The 17,130-nt window shown below is 58.6% G+C and carries 17 protein-coding genes and 1 tRNA gene; 9 read left to right on the top strand and 9 right to left on the bottom strand.

Going from position 1 to position 17,130, the window contains the following annotated elements; translation table 11 throughout:
• Positions 1 to 7 precede the first annotated feature (7 nt).
• A complete protein-coding gene (locus tag AC0V6L_RS04725) occupies positions 8 to 628 on the top strand; it encodes an OmpA family protein (protein ID WP_486153221.1) in 621 nt (206 codons plus the stop codon).
• Here the strand turns inward: AC0V6L_RS04725 and AC0V6L_RS04720 are convergent.
• From AC0V6L_RS04720 to panC, 5 genes are all read right to left on the bottom strand, one after another.
• Entirely contained in the window at positions 608 to 1,345 is a 738-nt protein-coding gene (locus AC0V6L_RS04720) for a 3'(2'),5'-bisphosphate nucleotidase CysQ (protein WP_486155045.1), read from the bottom strand. The genes AC0V6L_RS04725 and AC0V6L_RS04720 overlap by 21 nt on opposite strands.
• Positions 1,346 to 1,371: 26 nt before the next feature.
• Positions 1,372 to 3,288 carry a sulfate adenylyltransferase subunit CysN gene (cysN, locus tag AC0V6L_RS04715; RefSeq protein WP_486153220.1) on the bottom strand — a complete coding sequence of 639 codons (1,917 nt, stop codon included), beginning with the start codon at positions 3,286 to 3,288 and terminating at the stop codon, positions 1,372 to 1,374.
• A complete protein-coding gene (gene cysD, locus AC0V6L_RS04710) occupies positions 3,288 to 4,190 on the bottom strand; it encodes a sulfate adenylyltransferase subunit CysD (protein WP_486153219.1) in 903 nt (300 codons plus the stop codon). Before cysD ends, cysN begins: the two co-directional genes overlap by 1 nt.
• A gap of 135 nt (positions 4,191 to 4,325) precedes the next feature.
• A tRNA-Gly gene (locus AC0V6L_RS04705) sits at positions 4,326 to 4,399 on the bottom strand.
• A 113-nt stretch (positions 4,400 to 4,512) separates the two neighbouring features.
• Positions 4,513 to 5,400 carry a pantoate--beta-alanine ligase gene (gene panC / locus AC0V6L_RS04700; RefSeq protein ID WP_486153218.1) on the bottom strand — a complete coding sequence of 296 codons (888 nt, stop codon included), beginning with the start codon at positions 5,398 to 5,400 and terminating at the stop codon, positions 4,513 to 4,515.
• A gap of 102 nt (positions 5,401 to 5,502) precedes the next feature.
• On the opposite strand from panC, the gene AC0V6L_RS04695 reads away from it, so the two are divergent.
• The 7 genes from AC0V6L_RS04695 (at position 5,503) to AC0V6L_RS04665 (ending at position 12,875) form a co-directional block, all read left to right on the top strand.
• Positions 5,503 to 6,363, top strand: coding sequence for a division plane positioning ATPase MipZ (locus AC0V6L_RS04695; RefSeq protein WP_486151496.1), 861 nt, complete (start codon positions 5,503 to 5,505; stop codon positions 6,361 to 6,363).
• 4 nt (positions 6,364 to 6,367) lie between these two features.
• Positions 6,368 to 6,700: a J domain-containing protein gene (locus AC0V6L_RS04690; RefSeq protein ID WP_486148656.1), complete on the top strand. Its 333-nt coding sequence runs from the start codon at positions 6,368 to 6,370 to the stop codon at positions 6,698 to 6,700.
• Positions 6,701 to 6,838: 138 nt separating this feature from the next.
• Positions 6,839 to 8,254, top strand: a complete 1,416-nt coding sequence (gene pgmG / locus AC0V6L_RS04685; protein ID WP_486153217.1) for a phosphoglucomutase/phosphomannomutase PgmG — start codon at positions 6,839 to 6,841, stop codon at positions 8,252 to 8,254.
• 15 nt (positions 8,255 to 8,269) lie between these two features.
• Positions 8,270 to 8,671: a DUF1801 domain-containing protein gene (locus AC0V6L_RS04680; RefSeq protein WP_486153216.1), complete on the top strand. Its 402-nt coding sequence runs from the start codon at positions 8,270 to 8,272 to the stop codon at positions 8,669 to 8,671.
• A gap of 45 nt (positions 8,672 to 8,716) precedes the next feature.
• Positions 8,717 to 9,382, top strand: a complete 666-nt coding sequence (locus AC0V6L_RS04675; protein ID WP_486153215.1) for a hypothetical protein — start codon at positions 8,717 to 8,719, stop codon at positions 9,380 to 9,382.
• 61 nt (positions 9,383 to 9,443) lie between these two features.
• Positions 9,444 to 10,337, top strand: coding sequence for a DUF2059 domain-containing protein (locus AC0V6L_RS04670; protein ID WP_486153214.1), 894 nt, complete (start codon positions 9,444 to 9,446; stop codon positions 10,335 to 10,337).
• A 42-nt stretch (positions 10,338 to 10,379) separates the two neighbouring features.
• On the top strand, positions 10,380 to 12,875 hold the full coding sequence (locus AC0V6L_RS04665; protein ID WP_486153213.1) for a ligase-associated DNA damage response DEXH box helicase: 2,496 nt from the start codon (positions 10,380 to 10,382) through the stop codon (positions 12,873 to 12,875).
• A 183-nt stretch (positions 12,876 to 13,058) separates the two neighbouring features.
• On the opposite strand, the gene AC0V6L_RS04660 is transcribed toward AC0V6L_RS04665, so the two are convergent.
• The 4 genes from AC0V6L_RS04660 to AC0V6L_RS04645 all read right to left on the bottom strand — a co-directional run bounded on the left by AC0V6L_RS04660 (position 13,059) and on the right by AC0V6L_RS04645 (position 15,746).
• Positions 13,059 to 13,502: an ExbD/TolR family protein gene (locus AC0V6L_RS04660; protein WP_486153212.1), complete on the bottom strand. Its 444-nt coding sequence runs from the start codon at positions 13,500 to 13,502 to the stop codon at positions 13,059 to 13,061.
• Positions 13,503 to 13,543: 41 nt separating this feature from the next.
• Positions 13,544 to 14,080 carry an ExbD/TolR family protein gene (locus tag AC0V6L_RS04655; RefSeq protein ID WP_486148642.1) on the bottom strand — a complete coding sequence of 179 codons (537 nt, stop codon included), beginning with the start codon at positions 14,078 to 14,080 and terminating at the stop codon, positions 13,544 to 13,546.
• Between the two features lie 142 nt (positions 14,081 to 14,222).
• Complete coding sequence (locus AC0V6L_RS04650; protein WP_486148640.1) at positions 14,223 to 15,011, bottom strand: MotA/TolQ/ExbB proton channel family protein; 789 nt, start codon at positions 15,009 to 15,011, stop codon at positions 14,223 to 14,225.
• 75 nt (positions 15,012 to 15,086) lie between these two features.
• Positions 15,087 to 15,746: an energy transducer TonB gene (locus AC0V6L_RS04645; protein ID WP_486153211.1), complete on the bottom strand. Its 660-nt coding sequence runs from the start codon at positions 15,744 to 15,746 to the stop codon at positions 15,087 to 15,089.
• A 444-nt stretch (positions 15,747 to 16,190) separates the two neighbouring features.
• Here AC0V6L_RS04645 and AC0V6L_RS04640 point away from each other — a divergent pair, with 444 nt between their 5' ends.
• Positions 16,191 to 17,072 (top strand): hypothetical protein, encoded by an 882-nt coding sequence (locus tag AC0V6L_RS04640; protein WP_486153210.1) that lies wholly within the window; start codon positions 16,191 to 16,193, stop codon positions 17,070 to 17,072.
• Positions 17,073 to 17,130: the final 58 nt, after the last annotated feature.

The following is a 17,130-nucleotide window of genomic DNA, read 5'->3' as shown; positions in this document are numbered from 1 at the left end:
CCAGCCCATGATGAAATCTGCATCAACCGCTTTTGTTTTGACCGCTTTGCTGGCCGTTTCGGCGTGCGATCAGCGCCGCGCTTCGGATGCCGACCAACGTGCCGGTTCCGATCAGACCGCACCAGAGGCCGAGGAAACCGGCGCCGTGTCGATCCTGCGGTCCGAGGTTTCGACGCCCGAGGAGCGGGCCGAGACATTTGATCCGCTTAAAGTGACCATCGGATTTCCCGATGGCGATGAAGCGCTTGATGCGGATGCGGTGGCAGAGCTGGAAAAGGTGATTGCTTCCCCGCAGATCGAATTTGGCGGGCCGATCATATTGCGCGCTCACAGCGATTCGGCCGGCACTGACAAAGCCAATGAAGACGCATCAGAAGCGCGCGGGCTGGCCGTGGCAGGTTGGCTGATCGATCAGGGCGTGAAGGATGACCGCATCGAAGTGATCGTGTTCGGTGAACAGAACCCGGCCCAGCCCAACGCTTTGCCCGATGGCTCTCCCAATGAAGCGGGTAGGAAAGCCAATCGGCGGGTGGAAATTGAGATACTGATCCCGCCCGAAGACGAAATCGCGCCTCCTCCATCCGAGGCCGCATCCGGCGACGACGCGTCAGTCGAGAGCGGCGACTAGTTCCAATACCTTGTCCGCATATTCGGGGCGGCAAATCAGCAGATCGGGCAGATACGTGTCTTCGCGGTTATAGCGGATTGGTGATCCGTCAATCCGGCTGCAATGCAGGCCAAAGGCCTGGGCCACTGCGACAGGCGCGCAGCTGTCCCATTCATATTGTCCGCCCGAATGCAGATAAATCTCAGCCTCGCCGCGCACCACAGCCATTGCCTTTGCGCCCGCGCTGCCCATGCCGACCAGTTCGCCGCCCATGGCCTCGCTCACCGCGACCGCTTCTTTGGCGGGGCGCGTGCGGCTGACCAGGAAGCGCGGCGCATCGGCTGCGGGTTTAAGGTCTGTTATCTGATCCGTCCGAAGGATGGTGCCCCCGTCCAGACCCGGCAATGCGACCGCGCCCGTATGCGCAGCGCCATCAATCGCCAGCCCGACATGCACTGCCCAATCAGACCGCTGCTCGCCATATTCGCGGGTGCCATCGACCGGATCGACAATCCACACCCGGCTCATCGAGCAGCGCGCGGTATCGTCCTTTTCCTCTTCGGACAAAAGCCCATCATCCGGGCGCGCAGCGCGCAGAGCGTGGCACAAAAACTCATTCGCGGTCGCATCGCCAGCTTTGCCCAAAGCTTTGCCTTCAAACATGCCCGAGCTGCGCACATCGAGCAGGATCCGGCCCGCCACTTCGGCAAGATGCGCCGCAAGCTGCGCGTCGGTCATATCGGCGGCTGAGTTCATCGGCTCGCTCATTTCAGCGGCAGGATCTGTTTGATGATATATTCCGCTGCCTCAACCGGGGTCATATCGACCGTGTTCACGGTAATTTCCGCGTTTTCGGGCGCTTCATACGGGCTGTCGATCCCGGTGAAGTTTTTAAGCTCACCGGCCCGCGCCTTCTTATAAAGCCCTTTCACATCGCGTTTTTCCGCAACATCCAGCGGCGTATCGACGAAAATCTCGATAAACTCAGCATCGCCCAGCATATCGCGCACCATCTGCCGCTCTGCCCGGAAAGGCGAGATAAACGCGGTGAGCACGATCAACCCCGCATCTGTCATCAACTTGGCCACTTCGCCAATCCGGCGGATATTCTCGATCCGATCAGTCTCGGTAAAGCCAAGATCCTTGTTCAGGCCGTGACGCACATTGTCGCCATCGAGCAGGAAGGTGTGGCGGTTCATGATCGCCAGCTGTTTTTCCACCTCATTGGCAATCGTCGATTTACCCGAACCCGAAAGCCCGGTGAACCACAGGACACGCGGGGTCTGGTTCTTCATCAGCGCATGTTCTTCGCGTGATGTTGAAGTCGGCTGCCAATGCACGTTTTGCGCCCGGCGAAGCGAGAAATCGATCATGCCAGCGCCAACAGTGGCGTTGGTGAACTTGTCGATCAGAATGAACCCGCCAAGCGCACGCGAGGTGTCATAGGGTTCAAATGTGATCGGTTTGTCGGTCGAAAATTCGCACACGCCAATGGAATTGAGCTCAAGCGTTTTGGCCGCGAGGTGATCGAACGTGTTCACATCCACTTCGTGCTTGGGCGGCTGCACGGTCGCGGTGACCATCTGGCTGCCCAGCTTCATCCAATATCCGCGCCCCGGCTTCATCGCGGTTTCATCCATCCAGACGATGGTTGCAGAGAATTGATCGGAAGCCTCTGGCGGATCATCGGCAGCGGCGATTACGTCGCCCCGGCTGCAATCCACCTCGTCATTGAGAGTGATCGTTACCGATTGCCCGGCGACGGCTTCGTCCAGCTGTCCGTCAAAGGTCTCAATGGTTTTGACCGTGCTGGTCTTGCCCGCAGGCACAATGCGCACGCCGTCACCCGGTTTGATTGTGCCGCTAGAGATTTGCCCGGCAAAGCCGCGGAAATCGAGATTGGGCCGGTTCACCCATTGCACTGGCATGCGGAAAGACCGCGATTGAGCGGCTTCGTTGGCCAGTTTGACCGTCTCAAGATGCTCGATCAGCGAAGGGCCGCCATACCACGGCGTGTTCGCAGACGGTGCGGTGGTGATGTTGTCACCCTTGAACCCGGAAAGCGGGATAGCGGTGAAATCTTCGATCCCGACCTCTTTGGCAAAGGCGCGGTAATCGTCGACGATGGCGTCAAAAGTGGCCTGGTCGTAATCAACCAGATCCATCTTGTTCACTGCGAGCACCAGATGTTTGATGCCCAAAAGATGCGTCAGATAAGAGTGCCGCCGCGTCTGCACCAGCACGCCCTTGCGCGCATCGACAAGGATAACGGCCAGGTCAGCGGTGGATGCGCCGGTGACCATATTGCGCGTATATTGTTCATGCCCCGGAGTGTCCGCGACGATAAATTTGCGCTTTTCAGTGGTGAAAAACCGGTAGGCAACATCAATCGTGATGCCCTGTTCGCGCTCTGCGGCCAGCCCGTCGACCAGCAGCGCAAAGTCAATCTCTTCGCCTTGTGTGCCGACTTTCTTGCTGTCCGCTTCAAGATTGGCGAGCTGATCTTCGAAGATCATTTTGGAATCGTAGAGCAGCCGCCCGATCAGGGTCGATTTGCCATCATCCACGCTGCCGCATGTGATGAAGCGCAGCAGGCTCTTGTGCTGATGCTGATCAAGATAGGCGTCGATATCCTCTGCGATGAGGCTGTCGACCTGGAAGCTGGAATCTTGAGTGGTCATTAGAAATACCCCTCTTGTTTCTTGTCTTCCATCGAGGCGGACTGCCCCTTGTCAATCGCGCGGCCCTGACGTTCAGAGCCAGTGGCCAGCAGCATTTCCTGAATGATGAGGTTCATATCGGTCGCATCGCTTTCCGTCGCACCCGTCAGCGGATAGCAGCCCAGAGTGCGGAAACGGACCGAGCGCTCAACCGGCTTTTCGCCCTCTTCAAAGCGGAAGCGGTCATCATCGACCACAAGGATCAGCCCGTCGCGCTCCACCGTGGGGCGTTTTTGCGACAGATAAAGCGGAACAATGTCGATCTTTTCCAGCGCAATATACTGCCAGATATCAAGCTCGGTCCAGTTCGAGATCGGGAAGACGCGGATGCTTTCATCCTTGTTCTTCTTCGCATTGTAGAGGTTCCACAGCTCGGGCCGCTGGTTCTTTGGGTCCCAGCGGTGCGATGCTGTGCGGAACGAAAACACACGCTCTTTCGCGCGCGCTTTTTCCTCATCCCTCCGCCCGCCGCCAAAGGCCGCATCGAAACCGTGCTGGGTAAGCGCCCGCTTTAACGGATCGGTCAGCTGCGCTTGGGAGTAAAGCGCGCTGCCCGTGTCGAACGGATTGATGCCTTGTTCTTCCGCGTCTTCGTTTTGCGAAACGATCAATTCAAGATTGTATTCTTTGACTGTCTTGTCGCGGTGATCGAGCAGGTCCTGAAAATCCCAACCCGATGCAACGTGCAGCATGGGGAAAGGCGGCGGCGAGGGATAGAACGCCTTGCGTGCCAGATGCAGCATGACGGACGAATCCTTGCCGACCGAATAAAGCATAACCGGCTTTTCAGCTTCAGCCACGACTTCGCGAAAAATGTGAATGCTCTCGGCTTCGAGGCGTTCAAGATGTGTGAGTGTGCGCATTCCAGTGCAGCTAGACGTTGCACCGCACAAAACAACCCCGCTTTTCGGCCATCAACCAAAGCATGTCTTGCGGCCCATAAAGGGCACGTTGCATCTCGAAAGGGGTGGTGAGCGAAGCCCGGACTGGCAACGCGGTGGAGCGGGTAGGGGGAATCGAACCCCCCTAGCCAGCTTGGAAGGCTGGAGCATTACCACTATGCTATACCCGCGACCGTGGTAGGCAGCGCCATTGGCATGATTTAAGCGGTTTCGTCAACGATGAGGTTTGTCCAATTGCCGTGCCGGGTGACGGCGGCGGACGCCGCGACCTCAATGTAGACCCTCAACCCACCGCCATATTATCAATCAGACGCGTTGCGCCAATGCGTGCGGCGACCAGCAGGCGGGCGGGCGCGTGGGAAAGGGTGCCCATCGGTGCAAGCGATGCGGCATCCGCCAGCACGGCATAGTCGACACTCGCAAAACCAGCCTCTACCAATGCCTGCTGCAATTGGGTGAGCGCACGGGCCACATCGCCGCCGCTTTCCATATCCGAAATGGCCGCCTTCATTGCGCGGGGCAAAGCGGCTGCGGCTGCCCGGTCGGTGTCTGACAAATACCGATTGCGGCTCGACATGGCGAGGCCATCCGCCTCGCGCACGGTGGGAACACCCATGATCTGGTCTGCATGGGGCAAAGTGAGATCAAGATCGCGGGCCATGGTGCGGATCACGGCGAGCTGCTGAAAATCCTTCTCGCCAAAAAAGGCCATGTCGGGCTGCACTTGATTGAACAATTTGCAAACCACCGTTGCCACCCCATCGAAATGGCCGGGCCGATCTGCGCCGCACAGCCCGTCTGATACGCCGGAAACCGAAATGCTGGTCGCGAAATTGGCTGCGCCGCCGGGATACATTGCGCCGGGTTCGGGTGCCCACAACAATGCGCATCCTTCCGCCTCCAGCATGGCGGCGTCTTCTGCCAATTGGCGCGGATAGGCATCGAGGTCTTCATTCGGGCCAAATTGCGTGGGGTTCACAAAGATGGATACCGCGACATGATCGCAGGCCTCACGCGCTCGGCGCACCAGAGTTAAATGCCCATCATGCAAAGCGCCCATAGTCGGCACCAGACCAATAGTGGAGCGCCCGCTTTTCCCTGTTTGTCCTGCCTTGCCGCGCAGCGCGCCAATCTGCGTTCTCAACACATCCAGTTTATGTGCAGTTTGCACCCGGCCCTCCCCTTGGATAAAATGCCAGATGCTTCTAACCGAGCGCCGCCTTGCTTCACAAGCTGGCACACCAACATTCCTTTGAGCGGAGTTTATACAATGATGAAAACCGGGTCCGCTCCAACGCCTCATGCAGCCGCCGTGGAAACCGCGGCTTCAAACACCGCCCACAGGATCGTGTTCGCCAATGAAAAAGGCGGCACGGGCAAATCCACTACGGCGGTGCATGTGGCGGTCGCGCTCGCTTACAAAGGTGCGCGCGTCACCATGCTCGATCTTGATCCGCGCCAGCGCACGACGTTTCGCTATCTCGAAAACCGGGTGACGACGATGAACCGGCGCGGGCTTGATCTGCCCACGCCTGCCGCCGAGGTTTATGCAGGCGGCAGCAAAGAAGGCCTGCTCGCCGCGATTGAGCGGTTGGAGCAGGATTGCGACTTTCTCATCATCGACAATCCGGGCCGCGATGATCCGCTCGCCCGGCTGGCGGTGGAAAACGCCGATACGCTGGTTACTCCGCTGAATGACAGTTTTGTCGATTTCGATCTGATCGGGCAGGTCGATGGGGAAACATTCAAAGTGAAAAAGCTCTCCTTTTTTGCTGAGCTGGTATGGGAAGCGCGGATGACGCGCAGCAAAGTGACGCTTAAAAACGAGCGGCCCGAAATGGACTGGATCGTCGTGCGCAACCGCACCGGCCATGTCGAGGCGCGCAACCAGGGCCGGATTGAGCGGGCTTTGAAAGAAATGTCGCAGCGCGTCGGTTTTCGCGTGACCAAGGGTTTGTCCGAACGCGTGATTTACCGCGAGCTGTTTCCATCGGGCCTCACGCTGCTTGATAAAAAGCATCTGGGCGAACTGGGCACCAGCCATCTGATCGCGCGGCAGGAATTGCGCGCGCTGCTGCTTCAGCTGAAATTGCCCGAATTTTCTCGCAGCGCTGATGAAATGGAGCTAGCATAAGCGCATGGTAAAATTCGCAATTCTGCTGGGCCTGGCGGTGTTCGTCTATCGTTATGCGCTGGGTCAATGGCCGTGGGCGGGTCTGATGGGCAAGCCGACCCGTTCACAGGCGATCTTTAACGCGCGCAAATTGCTGGGCGTAGAGCAGGGCGCCAGCCGCGCCGATATCAAAGCCGCGCATAAACGGCTGGTCGCGATGGTCCATCCGGATAAGGGCGGCAGCAATGCGCAAGTCCATGATGCCAATGATGCGCGCGATCTGCTTTTGAGCGAGCTGCCCGATACAGGCGCGGACATTGCAAGCAATCAAGACGACGAGGCCGGCCCGCATCCCTGAACCACACCTAGAACACGCGATTGAAACAATTCACGCGCATCTGAGGGGTCGCATCCGCCATTGGTAAAGCTGAAAGATCAGCATGCTATTGGCCGCAAAAGATACACAAAGACACCCAAAGACAGGACGTTTCAGTTTATGAGCCATCAATTCGATCCCACCGTGCTGCGTGAATACGATATTCGCGGGATTATCGACGAAACCCTGCGCGCGGATGATGCCCGTGCGATCGGCCGCAGCTTTGGCACTTTGCTCAGCCGGGCGGGCGGCAAAACCGTGGCGGTTGGCTATGATGGCCGCACCAGTTCACCCATGCTGGAAGAGGCATTGGTCGAAGGGCTCACCCAGAGCGGCTGCGATGTGGTGCGCATCGGCATGAGCGCGACCCCGATGCTGTATTACGCCGAGGCGTCAAGCGATGAGGTGGATGGCGGCATTCAGATAACTGGCAGCCACAATCCCCCCAACTACAACGGCTTCAAAATGGTATTTCAGGGCCGTCCGTTCTTTGGGGCAGACATCCAGAAGCTCGGGGCAATCGCGGCTGCCGGGGACTGGAGCGAGGGAACCGGAAACGTATCCGAGCGCAGCCTCCTCAGCGAGTATGTCGAGCGCATGCTCGAGGGTCTCGTCGGAATAGAGCCCGCCGCCCTGGAAGGTATCAAAGTCGGCTGGGATGCGGGGAACGGTGCTGCGGGGCCGGCACTGGAGGCGCTTGCCGCGAAGCTTCCCGGAGAGCATCATTTGCTGTTTACTGACGTTGACGGGCATTTTCCAAACCACCATCCTGATCCAACTGTAGAAGCCAATCTGGCCGATTTGCGCGCTCTGGTCGCGGAGAAGAACCTCGATTTCGGAGTGGCTTTTGACGGCGATGGCGACCGGATCGGCGCAATCGATGGCGAAGGCCGGGTGATCTGGGGCGATCAATTGCTGATGATCTACGCCGAAGATGTCCTCAAAACCCACCAAGGTGCGACAATCATTGCCGATGTTAAGGCCAGCCGCGCGTTGTTCGACCAAGTCGCAGCCCACGGCGGAAAGCCGCTAATGTGGAAGACCGGGCACTCGCTGATTAAGTCCAAAATGAAGGAAACTGGCTCTCCGCTGGCGGGCGAGATGAGCGGGCATGTGTTTTTTGCGGACACCTATTACGGGTTTGACGATGCGCTGTATGCCGGTGTGCGCCTGCTCGCCGCATCGGCGCGGCTGGGCAAATCGGTGACCGAATTGCGCGGCGCGATCCCTGATATGCTCAACACGCCCGAAATGCGCTTTCAGGTGGATGAAGCGCGCAAATTCCCGGCGATTGCCGAAGTGACAGAGCGGCTCACCACCAATCCCGGCCCGCAGGTCGAAGAAGTCAACGCAACCGACGGCGTGCGCGTCAACACCGCCGATGGCTGGTGGCTACTGCGCGCCTCGAACACACAGGACGTGCTGGTCGCGCGCGCGGAAAGCAGCACCGAAGAAGGCCTCGATCGCTTGATGGCGCAGATTGACGAGCAACTTGCCTTGTCAGGCCTCGAACGCGGGGAAAGCGTTGGCCATTGAAAGGCATTTTGCGATATGACACCTTTCGAAGCCGCGCTTGAACCGCATCCCCCCCAAATGCGTTCGGCCCTTGAGCGGCTGAGGGGTCTTATCGTGAGTGTGGCTTTGAGCGAGCCGGAAATCGGCCCGCTGACTGAAACGCTCAAATGGAACGAACCTGCATTTTTGACTGAGAAGACAGGTTCAGGCACGACAATTCGCATCAATGCACATCGCGGCAATACGCAGGTTCTTGCGTTTTATGTCCATTGCCAGACCGATCTGGTGGCAAAATGGCGCGATCTATATGCGGATACGTTGAGTTTCGAGGGGAATCGCGCCGTCCTGATCGATGTGAACGCGCCTTTCCCCGAAACAGAGTTGCGGCATTGTATCGCGATGGCTTTGACCTATCACAGTGCAAAGAAGCATGCATGATTGCATCGCAGATCCACAAACCGTAACTGACATGTGGGGATGGCGGTGAACACAACAGCAACCAATGGAGGCGGGTCAGAAGGCTGGCCGTGGTCCGCGCTGGGCCTGTCAAAAACGAGCGATAAGGCCGCGATCCACGCTGCCTACACGGTCAAACGCGCCGAGCTTGATAGCGCAACCATGCGCATATCGGCTTTTGCTGAACTGACTGAAGCGCGCGAGAAAGCGCTGTTTCTGGCCTCAGAAATCCAGCGCGAATTGGAGCGCAAGGGGATCGCGCTGGAGCATCCTGAGCCGCTGGCTGCCGAACTTGACGCAAAGGCCGAGCAAGCCTCACTCCCGCCAGAGCCAGAGCCAGAGCCAGAGCCAGAGCCAGAGCCAGAGCCAGAGCCAGAGCCAGAGCCAGAGCCAGAGCCGGAGCCGGAGCCGGAGCCGGAGCCGGAGCCGGAGCCTGAACCAGAGCCACCGATTGGCCTCAACCCCAACCCGGACGAGGAATGGTCGCACGCTGGCAAATATACCCCCGATCAATTGCAGGTGTTCGAGCAACCGGGCCAGCAGGACAGCGAAAAACCGGATGACTGGGGCGATGAAGTCGTCGCCAAAATTGCTGCCGACACCAAAACCTTTTTCGAACGCTACCCGTTCAAGAAATACGGTTTTTTCTATGTTGCTGGCGCTTTTGTGCTGTTGAGCTTTTGCAGTGCATAGGTCTGGCAAACGCCCGCGCTCTCAGCCATAATACCCGGATCAGATAAAGGACACGCTCGCCATGAAACGCTTCATCCTCGCCGCTGCATCCGGCACTGCGCTCGCTTTCACCGCTGTGCCTGCCGCTGCACAAACTGTGGCCAGTGATGAACCCACCGCGGAGGAATTCGCTGCCCTTGGAAACATGTTCGGCGATATGTTCGGCACAGCAGAGCCCTTGGATCCGGAACAGGAAGCGCGCCTGCCTGCCGCCCGTTCGGTGGTGACCAAGCTGTTTCCCGAAGGCACCTATGCCAAGATGATGGACGAAAGCATGGCTCCCATGTTCGAAGGGATCATGGGCGAAATGGGCGGCACACCGGCCATCGCACTGAGCAAGCTGACAGGGCTTAGCCCGCTTGATTTCGCCGATGTTGAAGAGGCCAAGCTGACAGAGGCCCTCGCGCTGCTCGATCCGCAAGCGGCAGATCGCAATGCAGCGATGACGCAGGTCACTCTCGATATGATGAGCGACATCACCACCCAGATCGAACCCGCCTATCGCAGCGGTTTGGCGCGCGCTTATGCGGTGCGCTTTACGGATAGCGAGCTCGCTGATCTTGATGCTTACTTCGCCACGCCTGTCGGCAGCAAATACGCAGCGGAGAGCTTTTTGATCTTTGCCGACCCGCAAGTCATGTCGGCCATGAACGAGATGATGCCGCTGGTCATGGAAGCGATGCCGGGCATGATGGAAAGCTTTGCCCAATTGGCTGAAGACTATCCCGAAGGCCGCAAGTTCTCCGCGCTGAACGATGCGGAAAAAGAGCAATTGTCCGCGCTTTTGGGAGTTAGCCTCGAAGATCTGGCCGTGAGCGAACCAGAGGATGACTGGAACACCGATTGGGATGATGAGAGCGCTGAAGAAGGCGTGGTGGAAGATGCAGCGACCGAAGAGGCTGCTGACGCTGGCTAATCCGCGCTTGCGGCTTGAGCGGCGCGGCCCCATCTCGCATCCGTGACAACGCAAAACACCGCCGCTCCTGCAATACCGCCCGCGATCCAGCAATGGTTCGATGCGCGCGGGTGGCGTGTGCGGCGCCATCAGACAGAGATGCTGGCGAAAGCGCGCGAAGGGCGCGATGCTTTGCTGGTCGCGGATACAGGCGCAGGCAAAACGCTCGCTGGCTTTCTTCCCACCTTGTGCGATTTCGCCCCTGCACCCGGTGAAAAGCTTCCCGAAGATGGCCTGCACACGCTTTATGTCTCTCCGCTCAAAGCGCTCGCGCATGATGTAAAACGCAACCTTGTCACTCCTATCGAAGAGATCGGCCTGCCGATTCGGGTCGAAACGCGCAGCGGCGATACATCGGCGGATCGCAAGAAACGCCAGCGCACCAAGCCGCCGCATGTGCTGTTGACCACGCCGGAAAGCTTGTCGCTGCTGCTGTCCTACCCGGAAAGCCTCGACCTGTTTCGCACGTGCAAGCGAGTGGTGATTGATGAAGTGCACGCCTTTGCCACGGGCAAGCGCGGCGATCTTCTGGCGCTCGCATTGGCGCGATTGCAAACGCTCGCACCCGATATGCAGCGGGTCGCACTGTCGGCGACTTTGGCCAATCCTTTGAGCTTTCAGGAATGGCTTTCCCCGCAAATACCTGATGGCACAGGCGAGATATGCGCCGCCGATCTGGTGCAGGGGGAAAAGGGCGCAGAGCCTGATCTTGAAATCCTGCTACCGCAAGAACAGCGCGTGCCGTGGGGCGGGCATGCAGGGCGCTGGGCGGTCGATCAATTGTATGAGGCGATTAAGGCGAACCGCACGACGCTTGTCTTCACCAATACGCGCTTTTTGGCTGAATTTATCTTCCAGTGTCTGTGGGATGTGAACGAAGATAATCTGCCTATTGGCGTCCACCATGGCAGCCTGTCGAAAGAGGCGCGCCGCCGCGTCGAAGATGCGATGGCGGCCGGTGAATTGCGCGGCCTCGTCTGCACCGCCAGCCTCGATCTGGGGATCGATTGGGGCGATATTGATCTGGTGGTGCAAATGGGCGCTCCCAAGGGATCATCGCGCCTACTGCAACGCATTGGGCGCGCCGGCCACCGGCTTGATACCGCCAGCCGGGCCGTGCTGGTGCCGGGCAACAGGTTTGAATTTCTCGAAGCGATGGCGGCCAAAGATGCGGTTGATGAAGGCCAGCGCGATGGCGAGGAATTTCGGGCAGGGGGCCTTGATGTGCTTGCGCAGCACGTGATGGCCTGTGCATGCGCCGCGCCGTTTCACGAGGATGATTTGCTTGCCGAAATCCGCTCCAGCCTGGCGTTTGCCTGGGTGGATGAGGCGGCGTTGGCGCGCGTTTTGGCTTTTGTCGAAAACGGCGGATATGCCCTGCGCGCCTATGACAAGTTTAAACGGATAGTGCGGGACAAGCAGGGCGTGTGGCGGCTTGCGCATCCCAATCAGGCCCAGCGCCACCGGATGAATGCCGGGATCATCGTCGATAGTGAAATGCTCACCGTGCGGTTCAAGAACGGGCGCAAGCTGGGCAAGGTTGAGGAACGCTTTGCCGCGCAATTGTCTGCGGGCGATACGTTCTTTTTTGCAGGGATCAGCCTTGAGGTGGAAAGCGTCAAGGACATGGACGTGATCGTGCGCGCGGCCAAGAAGTCCGCCACGATCCCCTCTTATGGCGGGCTGCGACTGCCGATCACGGCGCATCTGGCAGGCCGGGTGCAGGCGATGCTGGATGACCGCGCGGGCTGGGCGCGGTTTCCCGATGATGTGCGCGAATGGCTGGAAGTGCAGGATTACCGCAGCCGCTTGCCAGCGCCGGGCGAATTGCTGGTCGAAAGCTTTCCCCATGGCGGCAAGCATTATGCGACCTATTACACCTTCGAAGGCTGGAACGCGAACCAGTCGCTTGGCATGCTGATCACGCGCCGGATGGAGGATCGCGGGCTGATGCCGGGCGGATTTGTGGCGAATGATTATTGTCTGGCAGTGTGGGGGTTGAAGCCTGTGACAGACCCCGCGCCGCTGCTGTCGCCTGATATTCTCACTCATGAATTTGTCGAATGGGTCACCGAAAGCCATTTGCTGCGGCGTGCTTTTCGCGAGGTGGCGGTTATCAGCGGGCTAGTGGAGCGCCAGCATCCCGGCAAAAAGAAGACGGGCAAGCAGGTGACGTTCTCGACCGATCTTATTTACGATGTGCTCAAGAAATATGAGCCCGATCACGTGCTGCTCGAAGCGGCCTGGGCCGATGCGCGCGCGCGGATGACGGATGTGGGGCGGCTGGCTGATCTGCTGGAGCGGTCACAGCGAGAATTGGTGCATGTCGAACTGGAGCGGGTCTCGCCTCTCGCAGTGCCGGTGATGACCATGATCGGACGCGAAGCGGTGCCGCAGGGCGCGGTGGATGATGAGCTTTTGCTGGAGGCAGAGAGCCTCGCAGGCGAAGCGATGCGGATCGGTCCCGATGATACGGCGCGCGCGCTGGAAGGGGATTAGCGCGCTTGGCTCCCCTGCCGCGGGCCGTGGAGGTATGGCACCATCCCAATCGGCGGCGAAGTGACCGCAAGGCCGACGAGCCAGCAGATGCGGTTTTGAAACACCAACATCCAAAACAAAAACGCCGCCAGTTTCCCGGCGGCGTTTGTCTGTTTGGCTGTTCGCCAGATCAATGCGTGAGGATTACTCGCCGCCGCCTGATCCGAACTGACGGTATTTTTCATTCCCGACAAAGCCGAACTTGGTGATGCCTGACCCCTTGATGATATTCAGCACACGGACCGATTTGTCATAGCTGGCGAGAGCTTCGGGCTCATATTGCAGCTCGGGCTCGGGTGTCATCGTCAATGTCTGACCCAGGATTGTAACAAGGTCACCTTCCGTGATCGCCTCGCCATTCCACAGCAGCGTATCATCAACCGTGATCAAAAGTTTGTTCTTTTGAGGTTCGATAATTACTGGCGGCGGGTTCGGGTTGGGCTGTGGCAGATCGATATCGACCGAGTGCGTGGCCACCGGAATGGTGATGATGAACATAATCAGCAGAACGAGCAAAACGTCGATCAGCGGCGTCATGTTCATGTCGAGCATCGGCTCGCCGTCGAGTTTGCCTCCGGACATACCCATGTCAAATTCTCCTTAAATTTCTTAGCGCTTTGATGATGCGCTTAGCCGTTCGGATCGACCGGGTTTGAGATAAAGCCAACCGTGGGATAACCCGCAGCCTGCACGTTGAAGATCGCGCCCGCTACGCATTTCCACGGCGCTTCTTTATCAGCGCGGATGTGGACCTGCGGAATGGCTTCGAGATCCTGCATGATCGCCTCAGCGCCGCCCGGATAGGCGTTCACAATCGCCTCAAGCCGTTTGAACGCCTGATCGCGCAGTTCTTCGGAAGTCACCGGGGTGATATTGTTGAAATACACGCGGCATTCGCCCGTGCGGGTCGCGCCGCCAAAACCACTGTTGATCGTGCCAGCGGTCGTGCCGGCGGCATCGGTGGTGCTGACGGTAAGCAGCAGGTTTTCAACCTTATCCTTGGATTCTTCGGATCGGAAAACGGGAACTTCCAGTTTCTCAATCGTCTGAATGGCCACAGGAACCGCGATCAGGAAGATGATCAGAAGCACCAACATCACGTCCACCAGCGGCGTGGTGTTGATGTCGGACATCGGGGTTTCCCCGCCTCCCATCGAAATCGCCATTGTCTTTTCCTAACTTAGTAAAGCGACAGTTCGTTGCGTAAGCTCTGCTGGCATGGCGCGCGTTGCGGCCCGGCTCATCAGAGGATCGTCGGGAACCCGGTGCCAGCGCGGATGCGCCGGGCGGGCTCCCGCACAGATCAGCTTACTTCTTCAGCGGAGCCGTTGCAGGCTTGGGCGCTGCGGCGGGCTTTTTCATCGCTTTGGCAGGGCCGGCACCAACAGCAGGCTTAACCGCACCGTTCGAACCGATATAGGCAACGATGTCGTTGGAAAATTCAACCATCAACGCCGAGATGCGGCGGTTGCGCGATTGCAGCCAGTTAAAGGCAAGCACGGCAGGCACAGCCACCAGCAGGCCGATAGCGGTCATGATAAGCGCTTCACCAACTGGGCCAGCCACTTTATCGATCGACGCAGAACCGGCGATACCGATATTAATCAGCGCGCGGTAGATACCGATCACTGTACCCAGCAGACCGATAAACGGTGCAGTAGCACCCACCGATGCGAGGAAGGACAGGCCGCCCGAAAGGCTTTGGTTGATGGTGTCTTGCGAATGGGCGAGCTCTTCTTCGACGAAGTGGATCTCGTTGCCAGCGCCTTCCATCTTGCCGTGGTGATCCTGTGCGGTGACAGCATCATCAGCAAGCTGACGCCATGCGCTGTTCTTTTCGAGCTTAGCCGCGCCTTCACGCAGCGAGCCTGCGCGCCAATATGCGCCTTTGACGTCTTTGTACTGCTTCATCACTTTGTTCTGTTCGAACAATTTGGAAAACAGAATGTAGAATGAGCCAATGCTCATAATCACCATGACGGCGAGGATGGCCCAGGCAACCGGGCCGCCTTCTTTCATGGCTTCGACAAAGCCGAACTTGTTTTCAGGTGCTTCGGTTTCAGCACCGGCAACTGCTGCGAGATACATGAGGTTCATTGCGAATAGTCCTTTTGAAAAGTTTCCCCGTGGACCGCGCCTCGCTCTCTTAAAGAGGCGTGATCCGAAATTCGATTAATTCAGACGGTATGTGATCCGGGTGGAATAGGAACCCGTGGTCGGCTCGCCCGCATCATTAAGCGCTGGGTTGAAACGCGCATAACGCTGCATCCCGCGACATGCTGCTTTATCGAGCACATCTGATCCGCTTGAATTGCTCACGCTGCATGCGCTCACCCGGCCATTGGCACCTACGGTAACACGCACGCCCACGGTTCCTTCAACCTCTTCACGCAATGCGCGCGAAGGATAATCGCCTTGGATCCGGCTTGCCCACCGACGTTCGTTCTTGGTCGTTGCACCGCGTGCCTGTGATGGCGGCGGAGGCGGTGGCGGCGGTACCGGCGCAGCCACAGGGGCAGGCGGCGGAATAATGCGCGCCGGTGGGGCTGGTGGCGGAATCGTGTCCTGCACCTGAATATCAGGCGGCGAAGGCGCGATATTGAGCGGCGGAGGCGGCGCCACAGGAGGCGGCGGCGCTGTTTCCGGCACCTCTTCTGGTGGCGGCGGCTCTTCCTCAGGCTCTGGCGGTTCTTCTTCAGCGACATCGACCATCGAGACACGCTCGATCTCTTTCTTCACGGCATCAATGGTCAAACCAATAACCATTGCAAGACCGATCGCCGCCACGATGCCAATCGCAATTATGAGAGCGGTAGCCTTGCTACCGGTCATTCCTTGATCAACGTAGGCCATCCGGCTGTTTACTCTCCATCTTCACGTCAGCGCATCCGCCGACACATTCATCACATCGCGCCTGAACCATGGTCAGGTCCGAATCAGATAGCTCCGTTTCGGACCGTCTTAGAACAGACCGCCAATGTGAAACTCAAATTTCTGGCCTCCCAGACCGGTTCGGCTGCCCCGCGACCCAGATCAGCCATCCCAGTTTGCCGAACATGCAGCTCCCACTGCAACCGCTCGGCTTGTTTCGCAAAGGCTTTGTCGCCAAAACGCCTGCGAACCATTCTCGCTTTAACGGTCAACGTTTAGTCAATCAAACGCTTTATGGGTTCAGGATTGATTCACTGTCCCAGCGCTGGAACGGTCCGACGAAAACTGTGGAGCGATTGCGCGCCGCCAAAGAAAGCCTCCAAGATGGATGTTAACGCTATTTTAATGAATAAATTCAGAGGTCTGGCGCGGGCGGCAATTTTCGCACCAGTGCTTGCATTCTTGCCCGTTCCCGCTTCTGCACAATTTTCAAGCGAAGCCTCAGCCGGCCAGCCTGAAAATATCGCGAATGCCCCAACCTATGCCGATCTGGCCACTTTGGCTGAATCCAGCGACATGATCGTGCGTGCACAGATTCGCCGTCAGACCACGGTCAAACCCGAAAGAGCGCCCGGCCTCGCCCCCGGACATGCGCGGCTTTATATAGAGGCGCGCACACTGGCGCTGATCGCAGGCCAGCGTTCTTTGGGCGAATCGCTTGTTTATCTGGTGGACGTGCCGCTCACCGCGAAGGGAAAGCCTCCCAAGCTGAAAAAGCGCGAAATGCTGTTGTTTGCAAGGCGCAGCGCCAATGGATCAACGGGTAAGGCAACCGCCCTTCAGCTGGCGGGCAAACGGGGCCAGCTTGATTACAGTCCCGCTCTGGAGGCCCGTTTGCGCCCTATCCTGACGGCTTTTGCGGCGGGCGATGTGCCGCCTGCGATCACCGGCATTTCCGACGCGCTTGCCGTGCCTGGTAATCTGGTGGGCGAATCGGAAACGCAGGTGTTCCTTGCGACCGCAGATGGATCGCCTGTATCGATTAGCGTGCTTCGCCGTCCGGGCCAGCCGCCGCAATGGGGTGTGTCATGGGGCGAAATCATCGATTCGTCCTCGCGCCCGCCGCAGCCGCAGACCTTGCAATGGTATCGCCTCGCCTGCGCGCTGCCTGATGTGCTCCCCAGCAATGCCAATCTGGCGCGCGATGCCAGCGCCCGGCAATTGACCGCGCGCGATTATGCGTTTGTGAAAGAGCAGCTTGGCCCGTGTGAGCGGCGTATCACGTAAGATTGCTTGCTGGCTGTTTGTAACAAAACAACCAAAAGCGCCGCTTGACGGAAAGATC

Source organism: Erythrobacter sp. JB1-15 (genome assembly GCF_057365035.1).
The sequence above is the reverse complement of the archived record's forward strand: the minus strand, read 5'-3'. Positions and strand labels throughout refer to the sequence as shown.

What these genes read in the sequence shown, in the direction of transcription:
- AC0V6L_RS04640 (WP_486153210.1), top strand. Translation starts at nt 16,191, where the DNA reads ATGAATAAATTCAGAGGTCTGGCGCGGGCGGCAATTTTCGCACCAGTG.
- AC0V6L_RS04655 (WP_486148642.1), bottom strand. Translation starts at nt 14,080, where the DNA reads ATGGCGATTTCGATGGGAGGCGGGGAAACCCCGATGTCCGACATCAAC.
- cysN (WP_486153220.1), bottom strand. Translation starts at nt 3,288, where the DNA reads ATGACCACTCAAGATTCCAGCTTCCAGGTCGACAGCCTCATCGCAGAG.
- pgmG (WP_486153217.1), top strand. Translation starts at nt 6,839, where the DNA reads ATGAGCCATCAATTCGATCCCACCGTGCTGCGTGAATACGATATTCGC.
- AC0V6L_RS04725 (WP_486153221.1), top strand. Translation starts at nt 8, where the DNA reads ATGATGAAATCTGCATCAACCGCTTTTGTTTTGACCGCTTTGCTGGCC.
- AC0V6L_RS04650 (WP_486148640.1), bottom strand. Translation starts at nt 15,011, where the DNA reads ATGAACCTCATGTATCTCGCAGCAGTTGCCGGTGCTGAAACCGAAGCA.
- AC0V6L_RS04660 (WP_486153212.1), bottom strand. Translation starts at nt 13,502, where the DNA reads ATGGGTATGTCCGGAGGCAAACTCGACGGCGAGCCGATGCTCGACATG.
- AC0V6L_RS04680 (WP_486153216.1), top strand. Translation starts at nt 8,270, where the DNA reads ATGACACCTTTCGAAGCCGCGCTTGAACCGCATCCCCCCCAAATGCGT.
- AC0V6L_RS04645 (WP_486153211.1), bottom strand. Translation starts at nt 15,746, where the DNA reads ATGACCGGTAGCAAGGCTACCGCTCTCATAATTGCGATTGGCATCGTG.
- AC0V6L_RS04695 (WP_486151496.1), top strand. Translation starts at nt 5,503, where the DNA reads ATGAAAACCGGGTCCGCTCCAACGCCTCATGCAGCCGCCGTGGAAACC.
- AC0V6L_RS04670 (WP_486153214.1), top strand. Translation starts at nt 9,444, where the DNA reads ATGAAACGCTTCATCCTCGCCGCTGCATCCGGCACTGCGCTCGCTTTC.
- cysD (WP_486153219.1), bottom strand. Translation starts at nt 4,190, where the DNA reads ATGCGCACACTCACACATCTTGAACGCCTCGAAGCCGAGAGCATTCAC.
- AC0V6L_RS04690 (WP_486148656.1), top strand. Translation starts at nt 6,368, where the DNA reads ATGGTAAAATTCGCAATTCTGCTGGGCCTGGCGGTGTTCGTCTATCGT.
- AC0V6L_RS04720 (WP_486155045.1), bottom strand. Translation starts at nt 1,345, where the DNA reads ATGACCGACGCGCAGCTTGCGGCGCATCTTGCCGAAGTGGCGGGCCGG.